The sequence below is a fragment of the Micromonospora sp. WMMA1976 genome (assembly GCF_027497335.1).
Classification (GTDB): Bacteria; Actinomycetota; Actinomycetes; order Mycobacteriales; family Micromonosporaceae; genus Micromonospora; species Micromonospora aurantiaca.
Genome location: NZ_CP114912.1, coordinates 6,472,094 through 6,489,158 on the forward strand (window position 1 = coordinate 6,472,094; position 17,065 = coordinate 6,489,158).

A 17,065-nucleotide genomic window follows, 5' to 3' on the forward strand; every position below is an offset into this window, starting at 1 on the left:
AGGGGCCGATGGACACGGATCTGACCGCTGCCTATGACCGTTGCCGCGAGCTGCACCGGCGTCACGGCCGTACCTACTATCTCGCCACCCGGCTGCTTCCCGCCTGGAAACGGCGGCATGTGCACGCCTTGTACGGCTTCACCCGCTACGCGGACGAGATCGTCGACCGCACCGAGGACCTGCCGCCGGCCGAGCGCGCCGCCCGGCTGCGCGAGTGGTCGGATCGATTCGTCGCCGGGCTGCACGGTGCGTCGGTCGACGACCCGCTGCTCCCCGCGGTGCTGCACACCATTGCCGTGTTCGACCTGGACCGCGACGACTTCGCGTCGTTCCTGCGCAGCATGGCGATGGATCTGACGGTCATGTCGTACCCGACCTACGACGACCTGCTCGACTACATGGAGGGCTCGGCCGCTGTCATCGGCACCATGATGCTGCCGATCCTCGGCAGCTCCGACCCGGCCGCCGCCCGCGAGCCCGCCCGCCAGCTCGGCTTCGCGTTCCAGCTCACCAACTTCATCCGGGACGTCTCCGAGGACCTCGACCGGGGCCGGACGTACCTGCCCGACGAGGACATGGCCAAGTTCGACCTCACCCGCGACGACCTGCTCGCCGCAAAGGCCGCCGGCCGCACCACGCCGCGCATCCGCGAGCTGATCGAGTACGAGGTGACCCGCGCCCAGGCCCACTACGTCGCCGCCGCACCGGGCATCCCGCTGCTCGATCCCGCCTCGCAGGCGTGCATGCGCACCGCGTACGCGCTCTACGGAGGCATCCTCGACGAGGTGGCCGCCCAGGACTACGACGTCTTCGTGCGGCGTGCCCTGGTGCCGCAGCGGCGCCGGATGGCGGTGGCCGCGCGGGCGCTGCTCACCCCGTCGGGCACGCCGGTGCGGGTGCCCGGCCCGGCCCTGGAACCGGCCCTGGCCGGATGACCGGCCGCACGGCGGTCGTGCTGTTCACCCGTGACCTGCGGGTGCACGACCACCCGGCGCTCGCCGCCGCCTGCTCCGCGTTCGACCGGGTGGTGCCGCTCTACGTGCTCGATCCGGCGTTGCAGAAGCTCTCGCCGAACCGCACCCGGTTCCTGCATCAGAGCTTGGCCGACCTGCGTGAGGCGCTCCGCACACGCGGTGGGGACCTGGTGATCAGGCGCGGCGACCCGGTGGCCGAAACAATCGAGCTGGCCCGGAAGGTGGGCGCCGAGGGCATCGGGCTCTCCGCCGACGTGAGCCGCTACGCCCACCGCCGGGAACGGCGGCTGCGCGCCGAGTGCGACAGGCACCGGATGTTCCTGCGCGTGTTCCCCGGCCTCACGATCGTCGAGCCCGGTGCGCTGCGCCCCGGCGGCGGCGACCACTACCGCGTCTTCAGCCCCTACTTCCGCGTCTGGCAGGGCGTGCGGTGGCGGGATGAGCTGGCCGCCCCGAAGCAGGTCCGGCTGTCCGACGGCGTCGACCCCGGCCGGCTGCCGGATCCGCCGACTGGCGACAGCCCGGACGCCGCCGTCGGTGGCGAGGCCGTCGCCAGGCGCCGGCTCACCGCCTGGCTGCCCACCCTCGATCGGTACGACGACATCCACGACGACATGGCCGGCGACGAGACCTCGCGGCTCAGCCCGTACCTGCGCTTCGGGTGCGTGTCGCCGCTGGCCGTGGCGAACCGGGCCGGTGACCGGGACGGCCCGTTCGTCAGGCAGCTCTGCTGGCGCGACTTCTACCACCAGGTGGTGGCCGGTTTCCCCGACCTGTCCACTGTCGCCTACCGCCGCGGTGCGCGCGAGGACTGGCGCGACGACGCGCACGCGTTCGACGCCTGGGCCGAGGGGCGGACCGGCATGCCGATCGTGGACGCGGGCATGCGCCAGTTGCGCGCCGAGGGCTGGATGCACAACCGGGCGCGGCTGATCACCGCCGGCTACCTGACCAAGCACCTCGGGCTGGACTGGCGGCCCGGCCTGGAGGTCTTCTTCCGGTGGCTGCTCGACGGCGACCGGGTCAACAACTCGGGCAACTGGCAGTGGGTGGCCGGCACCGGCAACGACACCCGGCCGTACCGCGGCTTCAACCCGGTACGGCAGGCCGAGCGCTACGACCCCGACGGCGCGTACGTGCGGCGCTGGGTGCCCGAGCTGGCGTCGGTGGCGGGCAAGGCGGTCCACCAGCCGTGGCGGCTGCCAGACGAGGTACGCCGCACGCTCGACTACCCGCCACCGCTGGAGGTGCCGGGCGCCGACCCGGTCTGGCTCCGCTGACGCCGCCCGCCGCCCGCCGGCTTGCGCGGACGCGCGGGCGGTCGCGCCAGATGCGTCGCCCGCGCACGATCACGAACGCCGCCGGCGCAGACCTCCCGCGCGTCGCAGGCCGACTTCCTTGGTTACCGTAGGTGATCGGGTTCCCCGCCGACGCCGTTCACCTCTGGTCCCCTTTGCTCTGCAGCCATATCCGCACCGGTTGCGGAACGTGACCGTCGGGGCCCCGCGCGGTTTTCGGACCTGCGAGGAAACCCCTGCTCAACGCGATGCTGCGCCGATGGCTGCAGAGCAAGGCGGAAAGGGGAGTCCAGGCTGCCCGGCCGGCTCGAATGCGCTGCGTGACGACGCCCGGCAGTCACCGACTGTGACGGTCGGTCAGAGGCAGGAGTGCAACGCCTCGACCAGGTCCTCCACGCGGTCGTGGTCGGCCAGCCGGGCGGTCGCGTACGCGAAGGTGTAGCCGCGTTCCGGGTCGGCCCAGGCGCTGCTGCCGCCGATCCCGCCCATGCCCCAGCTGCCGTCCGGCTCCCACTGCATGCCGAGCGTCCAGTCCACCGGCCGGTCCAGCAGCAGGTCCGGGCCGGAATACTGCACCCGCGTCGCCTCGGCGACCACTTCCGGGCTGAACAGGCGTACCCCGTCCAGCGTGCCGCCGGCGAGCAGGCCCGCGTACAGCCGGGCGAGCCCGGCGGCGGTGGCGTGCAGGTTCACCGCCGGGATCTCGGCGGCGCGCCACAGCTCGCTGTTCACCATCGCCACGTCGCGCCCGCCCGGCGGGTTGTCCAGCGCCCGCGCCCGCAACGAGCCCGGCTCGCCGCGCATCGCGTCCGGCCAGGCCGGATCGGCGTACGACAGATCGGCGCACCGCCGCCGGTCGGCCTCGCCCAGTCCGAAGGCGAGGTCCAGGCGCCACGGTCCGGCGATCTCCTCGGCCAGGAACCGGCCCACCGAGCGTCCGTCCACCCGGCGGACCAGCTCGCCCACCAGGTGCCCGTACGTCCAGGCGTGCTCGGCCGCGACGGCGCCCGGCGTCCACTCGGGCTCGGCGGCGGCCAGATCGGCGCAGAGCAGGTCCCAGTCGGCGACGGCGGCGGCGGGCCGGGGCACCGGGAAGGCGGGCAGCCCGGCGGTGTGGGCGAGCACCTGCCGGACGGTGGCCGGGGCGCGGAAGCCCGGCCAGTAGACCGAGACCGGCGCGTCCAGGTCGACCCGGCCCCGGTCGACGAGCAGAAGCAGGCAGAGCGCGGCCACCGGCTTGCCGGTCGAGTAGACGTCGACGAGCGTGTCCGGTCGCCACGGCCGGTCCGACCCGGAAACCGGTACGACCACGCCGGGCGGGACCGCTGCGGTGGTGCCACCCACCAGCTCGATCACCGGTACGCCGCCGTGCCACACCGCCAGTGACGCGCCCGTCTCCCGGCCGGTGGCGAACAGGTCGTGGAAACAGTCCCGGACCGGAGTGAAGCGCGTGTGCATGCGGCCACCGTAGGCGGTGGCATTCGTGACGAGCGCGGAATTCGGGCCCGGTGCGGTGGTCGGTGTCCCGAAGGTACGGAATGCTTGCGGAATGGCGGAGCCGGAGCTGGTGGATGTGGTCGTTGTCGGGCTCGGCGTCGGCGGCGAGGAGGTGGCCGGGCGGCTCGCCGAGGCCGGCCTCAGCGTGGTCGGCATCGAACGGGACCTGGTCGGTGGTGAGTGCCCCTACTGGGGGTGCGTGCCCAGCAAGATGATGATCCGGGCGGCGAACGCGCTGGCCGAGGCGCACCGGGTCAACGAGCTGGCCGGGTCCGCCCAGGTGCGGCCCGACTGGGCGCCGGTGGCGAAGCGGATCCGCGCCGAGGCCACCGACACCTGGGACGACAAGGTGGCGGTGGACCGCTTCACCGGCAAGGGCGGCCGGTTCGTCAGGGGCAGCGGACGGCTCGACGGACCGAACCGGGTACGCGTCGGCGACCAGGTGTTCCAGGCGCGCTACGGCGTGGTCCTCGGCACCGGCACCCGGCCCTCGGTCCCGCCGATCGACGGGCTGGCCGACACGCCGTACTGGACGAACCACCAGGCCATCGAGGTCGAGGAACTGCCCGCGTCGCTGCTGGTGCTCGGCGGCGGCGCGATCGGGCTGGAACTGGCACAGGTCTTCGCCCGGTTCGGCGTGCGGGTGACGGTGATCGAGGCGGCCGACCGGGTGCTCGCGGTCGAGGAGCCGGAGGCGTCGGCGCTCGCCGCCGACGCGCTGCGCGCCGACGGGGTGGAGATCCACACCGGGGCCAAGGCCGGCCGGGTCGGCCACGACGGCGGTGCGTTCACCGTGTACGCCGACGGCGCCGAGTTCACCGGCGAGAAGCTGCTCGTGGTGACCGGCCGCAAGGCGCACCTGGAGGAGCTGGGCCTGGACACCGTCGGGGTGGACGCCGGGCAGCGCTACCTGCCGGTGAACGACCGGATGCACGTCACCGACGGGATCTGGGCGGTCGGCGACCTCACCGGCGAGGGTGCGTTCACCCACATCGCCATGTACCAGGCCGGCATCGTGGTGGCGGACGTGCTCGACCACATGCGGCGTACCAAGGGCGGCCCTGATGCCAGCGGCACCGCGAGTGTGGTCGGCGGCGCGGCCGGTGTGGTCAGCGCGGTCGGCGGCGCGATGAGCGCGGGCGGGTCGACCGCCGCGCCGGGCAGCGTCCCGGTCGCCGACTACCGGGCGCTGCCCCGGGTCACGTTCACCGACCCCGAGGTCGGCGCGGTCGGCCTCACCGAGCAGCAGGCCCGCGAGCGCGGCGTCAACGTCCAGGTCGGGTACGCCGACCTCACCTCGTCGGCCCGGGGCTGGATCCACAAGAGCGGCAACGCCGGGTTCATCAAGCTGATCGCCGACGCCGACCAGGGCGTCCTCGTCGGTGCCACCTCGGCCGGTCCGGCCGGCGGCGAGGTGCTCTCCGCGCTCGTCGTGGCGGTGCACGCGGCGGTGCCGATCAGCCAGCTCCGGCACATGATCTACGCGTACCCGACGTTCCACAGGGCCATCGAGGACGCGCTGCGCGCGCTGAAGTGAGGCCTCAGCCGGCCGGCACGCCGTGCCGGCCGGCGCCGTCGGCGAACCGGCCTGCGCCGCGTACCCCGTCCACCGCCAGCGACTCCAGGCCGTAGGCCAGCTCGGTCGCCATCGCCTCCGGCTCGGGCTGCCCCGCGCCGTCCAGCACCGCCGCCCGGTCGTTGCGCAGGCACGTCTGCGGAGACCGGGCGACAGCGGCGGCCAACTCCTCGGCCGCCGCGCGGGCCTCACCCGGCGCGACCAGCCGGTTGACCAGACCCATCGCGTACGCCTCGTCGGCGCCCACCGCACGGCCGGTGAGGATCAGGTCCATCGCCCGGCTCTCCCCGATCAGCCGGGGCAGCCGGACCGTCCCGCCGTCGATCAGCGGTACGCCCCACCGGCGGCAGAACACGCCCAGCGTGGCGTCCGACTCGGCGACCCGCAGATCGCACCAGAGCGCCAGCTCCAGCCCACCGGCCACCGCGTACCCGGAGATCGCCGCGATCACCGGCTTGGACAGCCGCATCCGGGTGGGGCCCATCGGCCCGTCGCCGTCGGGCTCGACCCGGTTGCCGCGCGGCGTGCCGACGGCCTTGAGATCGGCGCCGGAGCAGAACGTGCCGCCCGCACCCCAGAGCACACCCACCGCCGCGTCCGGGTCGGCGTCGAACGCGCGGAACGCGTCGGCCAGCGCTCGTGCGGTCGGCCCGTCCACGGCGTTACGGGCCTCGGGCCGGTCCAGGATCACAGTGGTCACGGCACCGGCGTGCTCGACGCGTACCCCCATAGGCCCAGCATGCCCGCGACGGCGCCGTCGTGGCTACGGCCTATTTGATCGTGCCGGGCCGGGTCAGCCAGCGCATCGGCTGGCCGGTGACGGCGCCGACCTGGTCGAAGTCCCGGTCGTAGTGCAGCAGCGAAAGCCCGTGGTATTCGGCGGTGGCGGCGATGAGCAGGTCGACGGCGCCCGCCGAGCGGTGCGTGCCCCGCGCGGTCAGCTCGCCCTGGATCTCGGCGGCGCGCTCGTAGATCCGGTCCGGCATCACCACCCAGCCGAAGGCGGCCCGGAGCTGCTCCGCCAGGCGCGTCCGGTCGGCGACGGACCGGGCGGTGTAGAGGAACTCCAGCTCGACCAGGGGGCACACGGCGAGCAGGCCCGCTGTCACCTGCTGGTCCCACCGCGCCAGCACGTCGGGATCACGCAGGAGCCGGACCAGGGCACTGGTGTCGATCAGGTAGTCGGCCAGCTTCACGAGCGGTAGGCGCCCTTGTCGAGCAGTTCGTCGAAGTCACCGGTCTGCCCGCGCTCGGCCAGTTCCGCCAGCGCGCGGGCGCGGCGCAGTCTTGCCGCGCCCTCGCGGAGCGCGACGTTCACCGTGTCCTTCTTGGTCTTCGTGCCGTACGCCTCGGCGGCATCCGCAAGCGCCTCGTCGTCGACGTCCACCAGGATCTTGGTCATCGCAGCTCCCTATATACAGTCGGCCGCCCGAGTATATCCAGCGGGGGTTCCGTGCGAGGGAATTCCGGGGCGTCCGGTTTGGGGGCTCTCCTGCCGGGAAGTCGGAACAGGTGCGCGAACTACTGACGAAGCTCGAACAGGCCACCGGTCTCGACCGGGTGGGTGACCGGTTGCAGCGCGCCGTCCAGGGCACGCTGCGCTCGCAGCGGGTACGCGACGCGCTGCACGGCGTGTGGCTCGGCCATCCGCTGCACCCCGCGATGGTGCAGGTGCCGGTCGGCGCCTGGATCTCCGCCGCCGTGGTGGACCTGCTGCCCGGCCAGCGCCGCGCCGCCACCGCCCTGGTGGGTCTCGGTACGGTCAGCGCGCTGCCCGCGGCGGTCGCCGGGCTCAACGACTGGGCCACGCTCTCCCGGGACCAGCGCCGGGTCGGGCTGGTGCATGCCGCCGCCAACACGGTCGGCCTGGCGTTGTTCGCCGGCTCGCTGGCGGCCCGGCTCAACGGGCGGCACGGCCTCGGCCGGACGCTGTCCTACCTGGGGCTGTCCGCCGCGAGCGGTGGGGCGTACCTGGGTGGGCATCTCGCGTACAAGCAGGGTGCCCAGGCCAGCCAGAGCGTCTCCGAGCTGCACCTGATCAGCGACGGCTGGCACCGGGTCGGCGACCTGAGCAGCCTGCCCCGGCACGAACTGGTCACCAAGAAGATCGACGACGTCTCGGTGATCCTCTACCGGGACGGCGACGACGTCACAGTCATGCTGGAGCGCTGCCCGCACCAGAGCGGCCCGCTCGGCGAGGGCACGATCGAGCAGGTCGACGGCCACGCCTGTGTGGTCTGCCCCTGGCACGGCAGCGCGTTCCGGCTCGACGGCGGCGAGGTGGTGCACGGCCCGGCCGCCAACGACCAGGTCGTGCTGCCCACCCGCGTGGTGTCCGGCCGGGTCGAGGCCCGGCTGCCCTGAGTCAGTCCCGCCGGTGCCGCCCACTGGACAGCGCCCGGGCCGGCACCGGCCGCTTACGCAACCCGAGCAGCGCGCCGATCTGCGCGCCGACGATGCTCGCCACGGCCAGCACCGCCGAGATGGCGAGCGGACGGTTGATGCCCTCCTCGGCGGTGGCCCGGGACGCGCCCGCCGACATGGCCGGCGGCTGACCGACGGGCGCCTCCACGGTGGGCGTCGCGTCGCGCGGCGTGGGCTTGGGCTTCGCCTTCGGGGTGGTCGACGAGGCGCCGCCGCCACCCGGCTTCGCCGGTGCCGTCTCGGCCGGCTTGGTGACCACGATCCGTCCGGCGGCGTGCCGCCGGGCACCCGAATCCGTCGCGCCGTCCGGCAGCGTGATGAGCTGACCCGGGCGGATCCGGTCCGGGTCGGCGAGCCGGTTCAGCCGGGCCAGCTCCTTGTACCTGTCGAAGTCGTCCAGATAGCGATCCGCCACCTCGCCCAGGTAGTCGCCCTTCGCCACCCGGTACACGGCCGGGTCGTCCGCCTGCGACGCGACCGGGGGCGGCGGCGCGACCTGGCTCGCGGCCACGGCCGGTGAGGTGACGGCGGCGACCGCCGGCTGCGGGGCGGTCAGCGCGGCGGCACTAGCCGCGGCCGGGCTCGCGACCAGGATCAGCGCGACCGAACCGACGAGGGCGGCTGCGGCCTTCTGCTGGCGGTGCATGCCGGGCAGCTTCGGCGCCGGCCGGCGTACCGCCGCCGCGAGCAGCTCCACCACGACGGAGAACGCGAACGTGGCCCAGCCGAACCAGCCCACCACCGCCAGCGCGCGCAGGAACAGTTGACCGTCGTCGCGGCTGGTCAACGCCGTACCGACCTCGGCCAGCGTGGGCAGGTGATCCGGCAGCGGGTTGCCGGCGAACGCCAGCAGCGCGACCGGCCCGCCGGCCAGCACGCCGACGAGCACGACGAGAGCGCCGAGGCCGGTGAGAACCTGGCCGGCGCGGCGGACGGGGGAGCGTCGGGGTGCGCGCATGGCGGCCTTCCCTTCCTACGGTGGTCCGGTGAGGGCCCGAGCGGTGGCCTCACCGGTGACGGTGGCGGTCTCTTGCACGCCGAACAGACTCAGCAGGTCCCGGCTGTAGGTGATCTGCACGCTCACCCGGATCTGGGTCTCGGTGCCGACCACCGGGAACTCGACCTCGTGGTCCTGGACGCCGCCCGCGGCGTTCAGGTAGGCGGCGACAGCGGCGCGGGCGGCGACCTGGTCGATCTGCTTCGGGCCGCCCTCGATGGCCCGCGCGCGGTCGATCATCTGGCCGCCGGCGCGGGCCGCTTCGGCGGCCAGGTTGTCCGCGCGCTGAAGTGTGCGCAGTTGACCCGCGCCGTCGTAGGCGAGGCCGATGATCGCCAGTACGCCCGTCATCGCCACGGCCAGGAACAGGCTCACCCGGCCGCTCTCCGCCTCGCGCCGCCCGGTCATCCGCGACTCCGGTACGTGTCCAGCGGCGAGGTGAACCTCGCCGAGACGGTCTTGCCGCCCGGCACGCCGGGCAGGCCGGGCGCGCTCAGGTCGTCGAAGGAGACGGTGCAGGTCACCGTGACCGTCACGGTCGCCGGCATGCCTGCGGCGCTTGCGTACGCGGCGGCGAAGCTCGTCGTCGTCCCGGCCACGGAGCCCGCGAGATCGATCTGGGGTGGGCCGGTGCAGTTCAGTCCCGCCCAGCCGAGCTGGTCCTGGGCCGCCTCCTCGGCGGCCTCCGCACCGTCGTCGGCGTTGCGGGCGAGTGAGGCGGCCCGGGCGGCGTCGTGGGCGGCCGACTCCACCGCCTCGTCCGCGATCGCGGTCCGCCCGGCGACCCCGGCCAGCACCATCAGTCCGATGAAGGCGGGCGCGAGCACCGCCACCTCGATCGAGACGGAACCCCGGTCCCGCCGCGGCCCGCCGCTCATCCGGTGGTCCAGCGTTCGGCCGGGCCGTGCGCGGTCTGCGTGACCTCGAACGAGACGCCCGGGATGACCGACAGGGAGCGTCCCTGCACCGTGCAGGTGACGCCGGTGGCGCTCTCGACGCAGGTCGGGCCGGTCTGCTCCCAGCCGACCAGCCAGTCCCCGGACTGTTGCAGGAAGCTGATCGCCCGCTGCCGGCCGGCGTCCGGCCCGGCGTCGATCGTGCGCTGCGCGTTCACAGCGGTCTGCGCGGCGTTCAGCGCGGTGGACCGGGCCACGAACCAGACGGCGACCTGGATCGAGCCGAACAACATCACCAGGATCACCGGCATCACCACGGCCAGCTCGACCGGGTTGGCGCCCCGCTCGCCCTCGGCCAGGCGGGCGCGCAGGGCAGCGGCGATCCGCCCCGGACCGGGCGGACCGGCGGGCCGGCCGGCAGACGCCGGCCGGCTCCGGGCCGTACGGACGGGGCGCTGCATCACGGGGCCTGCGGCGCCGTGTTGTCCGGGATGGCGTTCATCCAGTTGTTCGCCTTGGCCAGGGCGAGCCCGGTGACCGCCATGGCCACCGCGACCAGGCCGAAGATGATCACCGCGGTCGGCACCGGGCTGTCGCCGCGCTCGGAGTCGCGGCGCAGCTCGGCGAGGCGGGTGCTCACCGCCACGTACAGGTAGGCGTAGAGGTGCATGGTCGTCTCCTTCTCGAAGGTGGGTTCACAGACGGGCGAGGAACGGATAGACGGCGAAGCCGAGCAGGACGAACACCAGCAGCGAGCCGGGGATGTCCAACTTGCTGGTGACCCCCTCGGCCCGGGCCAGGTTGTCGGTACGGATCTGGTCGCGCAGCGAGTCGGCACGGGACCGCAACGTCTCGTGCACCTGGGCGCCCTCGCTGCCGGAGGAGCGCATGATGGCGCCCACGTCGCCCAGCTCCGGGATGCCGATCCGCTCGGCCAGTTCCTGCAACTCGTCCCAGGGCGAGTGCATCTGGAGCTGGGCGAGCCGCAGCGCCTCCCGGATCCGGTCGAAGACCCAGCCGTCGCAGACCGCCGCCGCGCGCTCCAGCGACTGCACCGGGCCGTGCGCGGCGGACAGCTGCAACGCCACCAGGTCGAGGTAGGTGCAGACCGCCTGCCGGAACTCGTCCCGGGCGGCGTCGGCCTTGGCGAGGACCGCGCGGTGCGCGAGCAGCCCGGCGCCGAGCGCCAGGCCCAGGCTGGCCACCACCGGTACGGCCACCGGCAGCGCCACCCCGCCGACGAAGAGCACCGCCGAGGCGACCGCCGGGGTGGCGAACCCGATGAGCGCGGACAGCAGCACCGACAGCGCGTACTGCTCGGGGGTGCGGTCGAGCAGGGCGAGTTGCCGGTGCGGCGGGCGCAGCCAGCGGGCGAACCCGCCGAGCCAGTCCGGCCCGGCACCGACGGCCGGGGCCTGACCGGGCGGCTGGTGCAGCCGGCGCAGCGCCGGGCCGAGCGCCGGGGTGGCCGGCAGCGCCTCGCGGACGACCAGGAACAGCCCGAGCCCGACCGCGCACCCGCCGAGCACCCCGATCGCCATCTGCCAGTTGAGGATCATGCGATCGCCTCGTCCAGGTCGGGCGCCGGCAGGAACCGCGCCGGCCGGGGCGGCTGGCTCATCGAGCGCACCCAGACCAGCAGGCCGACGAACGCCGCACCGAGCACCGCCATCACGAGCTGACCCGTCACCGTCCCGTAGGGACGGATGTAGTCGCTGTTCACCAGCCCGTACGCGAGCGTCGCCAGCGTCATGCCGGTGAGGAAGCGGACCGCGAACCGGGGCTGGGTGCGCTTCGCCTCGACCTCGCGCCGGGTCGCCACCTCGGCCGAGGCGGCGCCGGCGATCGACCCGAGCACGTCGCCGAGGCGCTCGCCCCGGTCGGTGAGGTGCAGGATCAGCGCGGCCACCACCTGGTCGGCGACCGGATCGGCGATCTCGTCGGCGAAGGCGAGCAGCGCGGAGCGGGCCAGCCAGCCGGCCTGGAGGCGGGCGGCGAGTGTGCGTACCTCCTCCTGGATCTCCTCCGGCGCGGTGGCGATGGTGCCGATGATCGCCTGTTGGAGTCCCTGGCCGGTGGCCGAGATGTCCTTGAGCCGGCGGGTCCACTCGCCTACGGCTTCGACCCGGGCGATGGCCCGCTGCTCGGCCCGGCCGACCGCGAACAGCCACGGCACGCCCGGCACCGCCAGCGCCACCAGCAGGCCGACCACCGGCAGCCCGGTGAGCAGGAACGCCGCCGCCCCGGCGACCACAGCGGCGCCGAGCAGGAGCTGGTAGCGGCGCTGGTCGGCGCGGCTCGCGCCGGAGCCGGTCCAGAGCCGGCTCAGGCCCGGCCCGGTACCGGGTGCCGGACCCGGTGGCCGCCGGGTGCCGACGAGCGCGACGACTGTCAGCACCAGCCCGGCCATGCACGCGGCGCCGGAGACCAGGGCGATCAGTTCGATCTGCGTCACGCCGGGCCTCCGTTCGGCCGCGCCCCGAGGCGGGTGTGCCGGGGACGCCGCCACGCGCCCATGCCTGCCTCGACGAACCGGGTGAGCAGGCGGGCGTCGTAGCCGACGCGCAGCAGTTGGTCGCGGATGCGTTCGGGCAGGTGACGGGGGACCGCCCGGCCGTCCGGGCCGGGGCCGAAGACGGTGGTCGTGGTGATCCGGTTGCCCTCGCCGACGCCGATGACCTCCTCGACGTGCGAGACGAACCGGTGCTTGCGCCCGCCGATCGCTGTCTCGTCCTCGACCGTCACGTAGACGATCAGGTCGAGCGCGTTGCCGGCCATCCGGCGGGCCTGGTCGACAGTCATCTCCCGGCCGTGCGACAGCGCCAGCTCGATGATGCGTTCGCTCACCCCCGAGGGGGTACGCGCGTGGATGGTGCACATCGACCCGCGGCTGGTGGTCATCGCCTGGAGCATCGGCACGATCTCACGGGACCGCACCTCGCCGACGATGATCCGCAGCACGCCCATGCGCAGCGACACCGGGATCAGGTCGGCGATGCTGACCTCACCCGCCGGCCGCCCGTCCGCGCCGCGCTCGCCGTGCCCCTCCCGGGACTCGAAGCTCATCACCGCCCGGTGCTTGTGCCCGCGCCGGGCCGGCAGCAGTTCCCGGCTCTCCTCCAGCAGCACGTACGGTTCGTCGGCCGGGATCTCGTCCATCAGCGCGCGGATGACTGTGGTCTTCCCGGCCCCGGCGAGCCCGGCGACCATGATGTTCAGCCCGGCCCGCATGGACGCGCGGAGGAAGTCGCGCAGCAGCGGGTCGATCATCTCGTCCAGGTCGGGCCGGCCGCCCGCGATGTCCTCCAGGCTCACTTCGAGCGTGTTGTGCTTGCGGATCACCGCGTACGGGCGGTGGCTGACCAGGAACACGGCGGCGAGCCGGCTGCCGTCGGGAAGTTGCAGGTCGAGCGTGGGCTTCGAGGTGGACAGCGACCGCTCGGTGGCACCCGCCCGGCGGGCCGCGGCCTGGAGGATCTCCACCAGTTCGTCGTCGGTCTCGGCGATCGGCTCGGCCCAGTCGACGCCGCCGCCGTGCCGGGTGATGCGCACCTGGTCGCAGCCGAGGATGTGCACCTCCTCGATGCTGTCGTCGACGAGCAGCGTCTGGAGCCGGCCCAGCCCGACGAGTTCGGCAGTCACCTGGTCGAGCAGCAGCCGCTCCTCGTCGGCGGCCATCGGGGTGCCGGCCCGGCGTACCGAGTCGGCGTACGCGGACACCACGGCTACCGCCAGCCGGGCGCGCTCGACCTCCTCGGCGTCGGCGTCGAACTCGCGTCCGCGCTGCCAGTGGGTGAGCCGCTCGCTCAGTTCCCGGCGCAGCTCGCGGACCACTGCGAAGTCGACCCGGGGGCGTGGCGGTGGCGCCGACGCGGCGGGCATCGGACCGGGTACGTGGTGCCGCCCGTTCGGCGGGGCCAGCGGCGGGACGGTGGAGACGACGCCCGGCTGCTGGACGCGCGGGTCGTGGGAGACCGGCTCAAACCGCACCGGACACCCCCGGCACGCTCGGCGCGGTCACCGCGCGCGGTGTGGTCGCCCCGGGCCAGGCCAGCCGGGCGCGCCGCCGGTCCAGCAGCGCCCGTACCGGCACCTCCAGGGCGCCGGCCGCGCGCATCAGCGGCCGGTTCGCCCGTACGGTGCCGCCGTGGGCGAGCACCTCGGCGGTACGCGGGTCGTGCGGCAGGCGGGCGATCACCGGCAGCCGGAGCGCCTTGCTGATCTCGCTGGTGCCGTGCCCGTCCCCGACGACGAGGAGCCGCAGCGTGCCGGGCGGTAGGCGGTGCTCGGTGAGGTCCCGTTCGATCGCGCGGGCGGTGGCCCTGGTGGCGGAGAGGTCGGGCAGGTGCGCGCGGGTGACGAGCAGCACCACGGCGGCGGCCCGCAGCAGCGGCCACGGTGGACCGCCCACCGCCAGCCGGCCACAGTCGACCAGCACGTCGTACGGCGGTTCGCCCCGCTCCAGCCCGGTGAAGTAGTCGGCGAAACGCTGCCACAGCGGGATCACGCTGCCGGCCTGGGCCGGGTCCACCACGCCGGGCAGCAGCAGCCGTTCGCGGCGGGGCGCGTCCAGGTCGACCAGCTGGGACCAGAACGCGTGCTCCAGGCTGCCGTCGCGCAGCTCGCCCACGGCCAGCTCACCGATGCCGCGCGGGCCGTCCAGCGCCCCGCCGAGGTAACCGGCGAGGATCGAGCCGCCCGCCGGGTCGCACTCGGCCAGCACGAGCCGCCGGTGCCAGCTCAGCGCGGCGGCGAGCGCGGCGGTGGTGACGCCCGGCGACCCCTTCGCCGAGACCAGGGCGATGATCGCCATCAGGCCGCCTCGGTGAGCACGAGCGCGATCCGGTCGTCGGCGGCGAGCGCCACGACAGCGGGCACGTCCCGCACGGCAAGCGCCAGGTAGACCACCACGTCGCCGTTCTGCGGCGTGGCGGTGTCGATCACGGTGCCCTCGAACCGGGTGCCGCCGCCACGGGACGCCTCCGAGCCGCCTCCGGTGGCGTTCGAGGGTGTGCTGACCAGCAGCACCTTGTCGCCGGGGTGCAGCTTGCGGGCCGGCACCTGCTCGGGTTTCAGCCCCAGCGCGATCTGCTGCTGCCCGGCGCCGAGCAGCGGGGCCTCGGTGAGCTGCGCCTCGGTGAGCAGCGTGCCCGGGGTGAGCCGGACGGCCGCCCGCAACCCCAGCACCTCGTCCATCCGGTCGGCAGGCACCGGCCGGAGTTCGCGGCCGCCGGAGACGCGTACCGGCACCAGGTCGTCGGCGCTGAGTTGCTGTCCCACGTCGACCGCCCGGGCCACGGCCAGGTACGTGCCGGTGGAGCGGACCGAGGTGACAGCGAACGCGGCGCCCAGACCGCCGAGGGCGATCAGCAGGACTGCCAGGCCGAGCAGGCCGGGTCGGACGCGTCGTTGCCGGACCACCTTCGGCGGTGCGACGGGTGCCTCCACCGGGGTTCCGTTGCGGGCTGCCACGACACTCATCGGGTCACCACCTGAAGCTCGTTGATCTGTACCGAGACGACGCCGCTGGACCGGCTCTGGGCGATCACGCCGCTCTCGCCGCCGCCGGACCACTCGACGGTCCAGAACGTCGTGGCGCTCACCTCGTAGGTGCCGGCCTCCGGATAGCCCTGGTCGAGGCCGCAGTCCGGGGAGGTGGAGCCGGCCCTCGGCCCGTTCGCCCGGTACGGCGTGCCCGGTCCGTCGCAGGTGACGTCGATGTCGTCGGACATGTGCCAGACGATCCGGTCCACCTTCGCGGTGATCTCCACGGTCAGCCCCCGGTCGGAGGCGGACGCGGACAGCGGCCCGAAGTACGCCTCGCCCGGGCTGGCCCACATCCAGACGGGCAGCCCGACCAGGCCGGGGCCCTGACTGCGCCGGGGCGCGACGGCGGCCCGGGGCGGGAGCAGGGAGATCGAGGCCAGCGCGCGGCGGGCCAGTTCCTCCGGGTCCGGCGGCGCGCCGTAGCCGGGCGGCGGGGCGTCCAGGAGTTCCTGGCGCATGCTGCCCGGGCTGGTGTCGCCGCCGTTGCAGGTCAGTTGGTACCACTGCTTGCCGGGAGGCGCTTCGTTCTGCGGCTCGGCGAGCTTGTAGTAGCAGCCGTCGGCGTTGTTGAACCAGCCGAGCGCCGCGTTGTAGCAGGGGATGGCCCGGCCGTTCCACTGGCACTTCGGGGTGCTGCCGCCGTTGCCGCCCCCGCCGCCGTTGTCTCCGCCGCCACCCGGCCCACCCGGTCCGCCGGGGATGCCGGGGTCGTCGTCCCAGACGTCGCAGTCGGTCTGTTCCGGCGGGCACGAGCCGCCCGGATCGGCGGCGCGGGCGGGTGCGCCGGTGAGCGTCAGCAGCGCGGCCAGGCCGGCGGCGAGCAGCAGCCGGCGGAGCGTCCCGGCCCGGGCCGGCCGGGCCGGGACACCCCTTCCTCCCCAGGTCAGCACGGCTGGTCCTGGTGCGCGGCGCCGCCGTTGACGCGCCACCGGCCGTCCGGGTACCGGACCGCAGTGGCGGTGGCCAGGTAGCGCCCGCCGCGCGTGCCGGGCACGGCCTTGCGGTCCTTGGCGTAGACGAGCCGGTAGCCGCTCGCGTCCAGGCAGTCCTGGATCTCGACGGTGGGCGGGCGCGCGGTCAGGTCGACCGACACGACCTCGGGGTCGGAGAGCAGTTTCCCGGTACGCATCGCGCCGTGCTCCTTCGCGTCGAGAATCGCCATTCGGACCCGAGTCAGCAGCGGATCAGCCAGAAAACGGGTCAGAGCGGGATGGGACGGATCGCTGCGCGCACTGGCCGCCCGGGACGCGTCGAGATAGCCGGAATAGGCGGCCAGAGCCGCTTTTCCGGCCGCGTCTTCCTCGGCGCTGGAATGGGCGGCGGGTGCGGCGGCGCGGCCGGTCAGCGGACCGGTCGCCGCCTCCGGCTCGGTGCCGCAGCCGGTCGAGCCGACCACCAGCACGAGGCTGAGCAGGAAGATTTCCCATCGGCGGGATTGCCGTGTGCGCAACGCCGATCCCTCCTCGGTGCCGGCCCGGGGCGATCACGCCGACCCGCTCCGGGCATGCGGAAGCGCGCCCGGAACTGTCACTCCGGGCCCCCGTCGCCACCACTTGTATTTACCTGTACTGATCGCTGCGGATTCTGTGCCCTTGCTCCTCCGACGCCAATTGATCGGGGGTTGCGTCGTACCCAAGGGGCGAGCATAGGCTCACGTCCGCCGATGCAACAGAGGCAATTCACGTGAACACGGTGAGTGAAGACGGGAGGTGGTGGCCGGTGTGTGTCACCACGGTGACGAGCGGGCTTCGGCGGGGTTCCGGGCCGGCTGGTGTGTGCTCACCCGTACGCCCCGCGGCGGTGCCGACAGGCCGCCGGTATGGGTGGGGAGTGTGCCGCTCGTCCGATCCGTCCCG

Annotated in this window: 20 protein-coding genes; 4 read left to right on the plus strand and 16 right to left on the minus strand. The window is 74.0% G+C overall.

Going from position 1 to position 17,065, the window contains the following annotated elements; genetic code table 11:
* Window positions 1–8: 8 nt before the first annotated feature.
* Together O7546_RS30010 and O7546_RS30015 are read left to right on the plus strand one after the other, a co-directional pair.
* On the plus strand, window positions 9–935 hold the full coding sequence (locus O7546_RS30010; RefSeq protein WP_194802177.1) for a phytoene/squalene synthase family protein: 927 nt from the start codon (window positions 9–11) through the stop codon (window positions 933–935).
* Window positions 932–2,254: a deoxyribodipyrimidine photo-lyase gene (locus O7546_RS30015; RefSeq protein WP_194802176.1), complete on the plus strand. Its 1,323-nt coding sequence runs from the start codon at window positions 932–934 to the stop codon at window positions 2,252–2,254. The genes O7546_RS30010 and O7546_RS30015 overlap by 4 nt, the downstream gene beginning before the upstream one ends.
* Before the next feature lie 375 nt (window positions 2,255–2,629).
* Here O7546_RS30015 and O7546_RS30020 read toward each other — a convergent pair whose 3' ends face one another.
* Complete coding sequence (locus O7546_RS30020) at window positions 2,630–3,730, minus strand: serine hydrolase domain-containing protein (protein WP_281600305.1); 1,101 nt, start codon at window positions 3,728–3,730, stop codon at window positions 2,630–2,632.
* A gap of 91 nt (window positions 3,731–3,821) precedes the next feature.
* On the opposite strand from O7546_RS30020, the gene O7546_RS30025 reads away from it, so the two are divergent.
* On the plus strand, window positions 3,822–5,306 hold the full coding sequence (locus O7546_RS30025; protein WP_194802174.1) for an FAD-dependent oxidoreductase: 1,485 nt from the start codon (window positions 3,822–3,824) through the stop codon (window positions 5,304–5,306).
* 4 nt (window positions 5,307–5,310) lie between these two features.
* On the opposite strand, the gene O7546_RS30030 is transcribed toward O7546_RS30025, so the two are convergent.
* The 3 genes from O7546_RS30030 to O7546_RS30040 are packed head-to-tail and all read right to left on the minus strand — an operon-like array spanning window position 5,311 to window position 6,747.
* Window positions 5,311–6,075: a crotonase/enoyl-CoA hydratase family protein gene (locus O7546_RS30030; RefSeq protein WP_194802173.1), complete on the minus strand. Its 765-nt coding sequence runs from the start codon at window positions 6,073–6,075 to the stop codon at window positions 5,311–5,313.
* Between the two features lie 40 nt (window positions 6,076–6,115).
* Complete coding sequence (locus O7546_RS30035) at window positions 6,116–6,541, minus strand: PIN domain nuclease (protein WP_194802172.1); 426 nt, start codon at window positions 6,539–6,541, stop codon at window positions 6,116–6,118.
* Window positions 6,538–6,747 (minus strand): type II toxin-antitoxin system VapB family antitoxin, encoded by a 210-nt coding sequence (locus tag O7546_RS30040; protein ID WP_194802171.1) that lies wholly within the window; start codon window positions 6,745–6,747, stop codon window positions 6,538–6,540. The genes O7546_RS30035 and O7546_RS30040 overlap by 4 nt, the downstream gene beginning before the upstream one ends.
* A gap of 110 nt (window positions 6,748–6,857) precedes the next feature.
* Here O7546_RS30040 and O7546_RS30045 point away from each other — a divergent pair, with 110 nt between their 5' ends.
* Complete coding sequence (locus O7546_RS30045; protein WP_135242775.1) at window positions 6,858–7,709, plus strand: Rieske 2Fe-2S domain-containing protein; 852 nt, start codon at window positions 6,858–6,860, stop codon at window positions 7,707–7,709.
* 1 nt (window position 7,710) lies between these two features.
* Here O7546_RS30045 and O7546_RS30050 read toward each other — a convergent pair whose 3' ends face one another.
* The 12 genes from O7546_RS30050 to O7546_RS30105 are packed head-to-tail and all read right to left on the minus strand — an operon-like array spanning window position 7,711 to window position 16,659.
* Window positions 7,711–8,727, minus strand: a complete 1,017-nt coding sequence (locus O7546_RS30050) for a LysM peptidoglycan-binding domain-containing protein (RefSeq protein ID WP_269697966.1) — start codon at window positions 8,725–8,727, stop codon at window positions 7,711–7,713.
* Window positions 8,728–8,742: 15 nt separating this feature from the next.
* Window positions 8,743–9,174, minus strand: coding sequence for a pilus assembly protein TadG-related protein (locus tag O7546_RS30055; RefSeq protein ID WP_269697967.1), 432 nt, complete (start codon window positions 9,172–9,174; stop codon window positions 8,743–8,745).
* Window positions 9,171–9,644, minus strand: a complete 474-nt coding sequence (locus O7546_RS30060; RefSeq protein ID WP_194802168.1) for a TadE/TadG family type IV pilus assembly protein — start codon at window positions 9,642–9,644, stop codon at window positions 9,171–9,173. The genes O7546_RS30055 and O7546_RS30060 overlap by 4 nt, the downstream gene beginning before the upstream one ends.
* Window positions 9,641–10,123 (minus strand): TadE/TadG family type IV pilus assembly protein, encoded by a 483-nt coding sequence (locus O7546_RS30065; RefSeq protein ID WP_228532557.1) that lies wholly within the window; start codon window positions 10,121–10,123, stop codon window positions 9,641–9,643. Before O7546_RS30065 ends, O7546_RS30060 begins: the two co-directional genes overlap by 4 nt.
* The gene (locus O7546_RS30070; protein ID WP_194802167.1) at window positions 10,123–10,332 is read right to left on the minus strand and encodes a hypothetical protein; all 210 of its coding nucleotides are present in this window, start codon (window positions 10,330–10,332) and stop codon (window positions 10,123–10,125) included. The genes O7546_RS30065 and O7546_RS30070 overlap by 1 nt, the downstream gene beginning before the upstream one ends.
* A 25-nt stretch (window positions 10,333–10,357) precedes the next feature.
* The gene (locus tag O7546_RS30075; RefSeq protein WP_194802166.1) at window positions 10,358–11,221 is read right to left on the minus strand and encodes a type II secretion system F family protein; all 864 of its coding nucleotides are present in this window, start codon (window positions 11,219–11,221) and stop codon (window positions 10,358–10,360) included.
* Window positions 11,218–12,072, minus strand: a complete 855-nt coding sequence (locus O7546_RS30080) for a type II secretion system F family protein (RefSeq protein WP_269698186.1) — start codon at window positions 12,070–12,072, stop codon at window positions 11,218–11,220. The genes O7546_RS30075 and O7546_RS30080 overlap by 4 nt, the downstream gene beginning before the upstream one ends.
* A gap of 41 nt (window positions 12,073–12,113) precedes the next feature.
* The gene (locus tag O7546_RS30085) at window positions 12,114–13,652 is read right to left on the minus strand and encodes a CpaF/VirB11 family protein (protein ID WP_194802164.1); all 1,539 of its coding nucleotides are present in this window, start codon (window positions 13,650–13,652) and stop codon (window positions 12,114–12,116) included.
* A complete protein-coding gene (locus O7546_RS30090; RefSeq protein WP_194802163.1) occupies window positions 13,642–14,475 on the minus strand; it encodes a ParA family protein in 834 nt (277 codons plus the stop codon). The genes O7546_RS30085 and O7546_RS30090 overlap by 11 nt, the downstream gene beginning before the upstream one ends.
* Window positions 14,475–15,143 carry an SAF domain-containing protein gene (locus O7546_RS30095; RefSeq protein ID WP_262015953.1) on the minus strand — a complete coding sequence of 223 codons (669 nt, stop codon included), beginning with the start codon at window positions 15,141–15,143 and terminating at the stop codon, window positions 14,475–14,477. Before O7546_RS30095 ends, O7546_RS30090 begins: the two co-directional genes overlap by 1 nt.
* Complete coding sequence (locus tag O7546_RS30100) at window positions 15,140–16,099, minus strand: hypothetical protein (RefSeq protein ID WP_281600306.1); 960 nt, start codon at window positions 16,097–16,099, stop codon at window positions 15,140–15,142. Before O7546_RS30100 ends, O7546_RS30095 begins: the two co-directional genes overlap by 4 nt.
* On the minus strand, window positions 16,093–16,659 hold the full coding sequence (locus tag O7546_RS30105) for a hypothetical protein (RefSeq protein WP_194802160.1): 567 nt from the start codon (window positions 16,657–16,659) through the stop codon (window positions 16,093–16,095). Before O7546_RS30105 ends, O7546_RS30100 begins: the two co-directional genes overlap by 7 nt.
* Window positions 16,660–17,065: the final 406 nt, after the last annotated feature.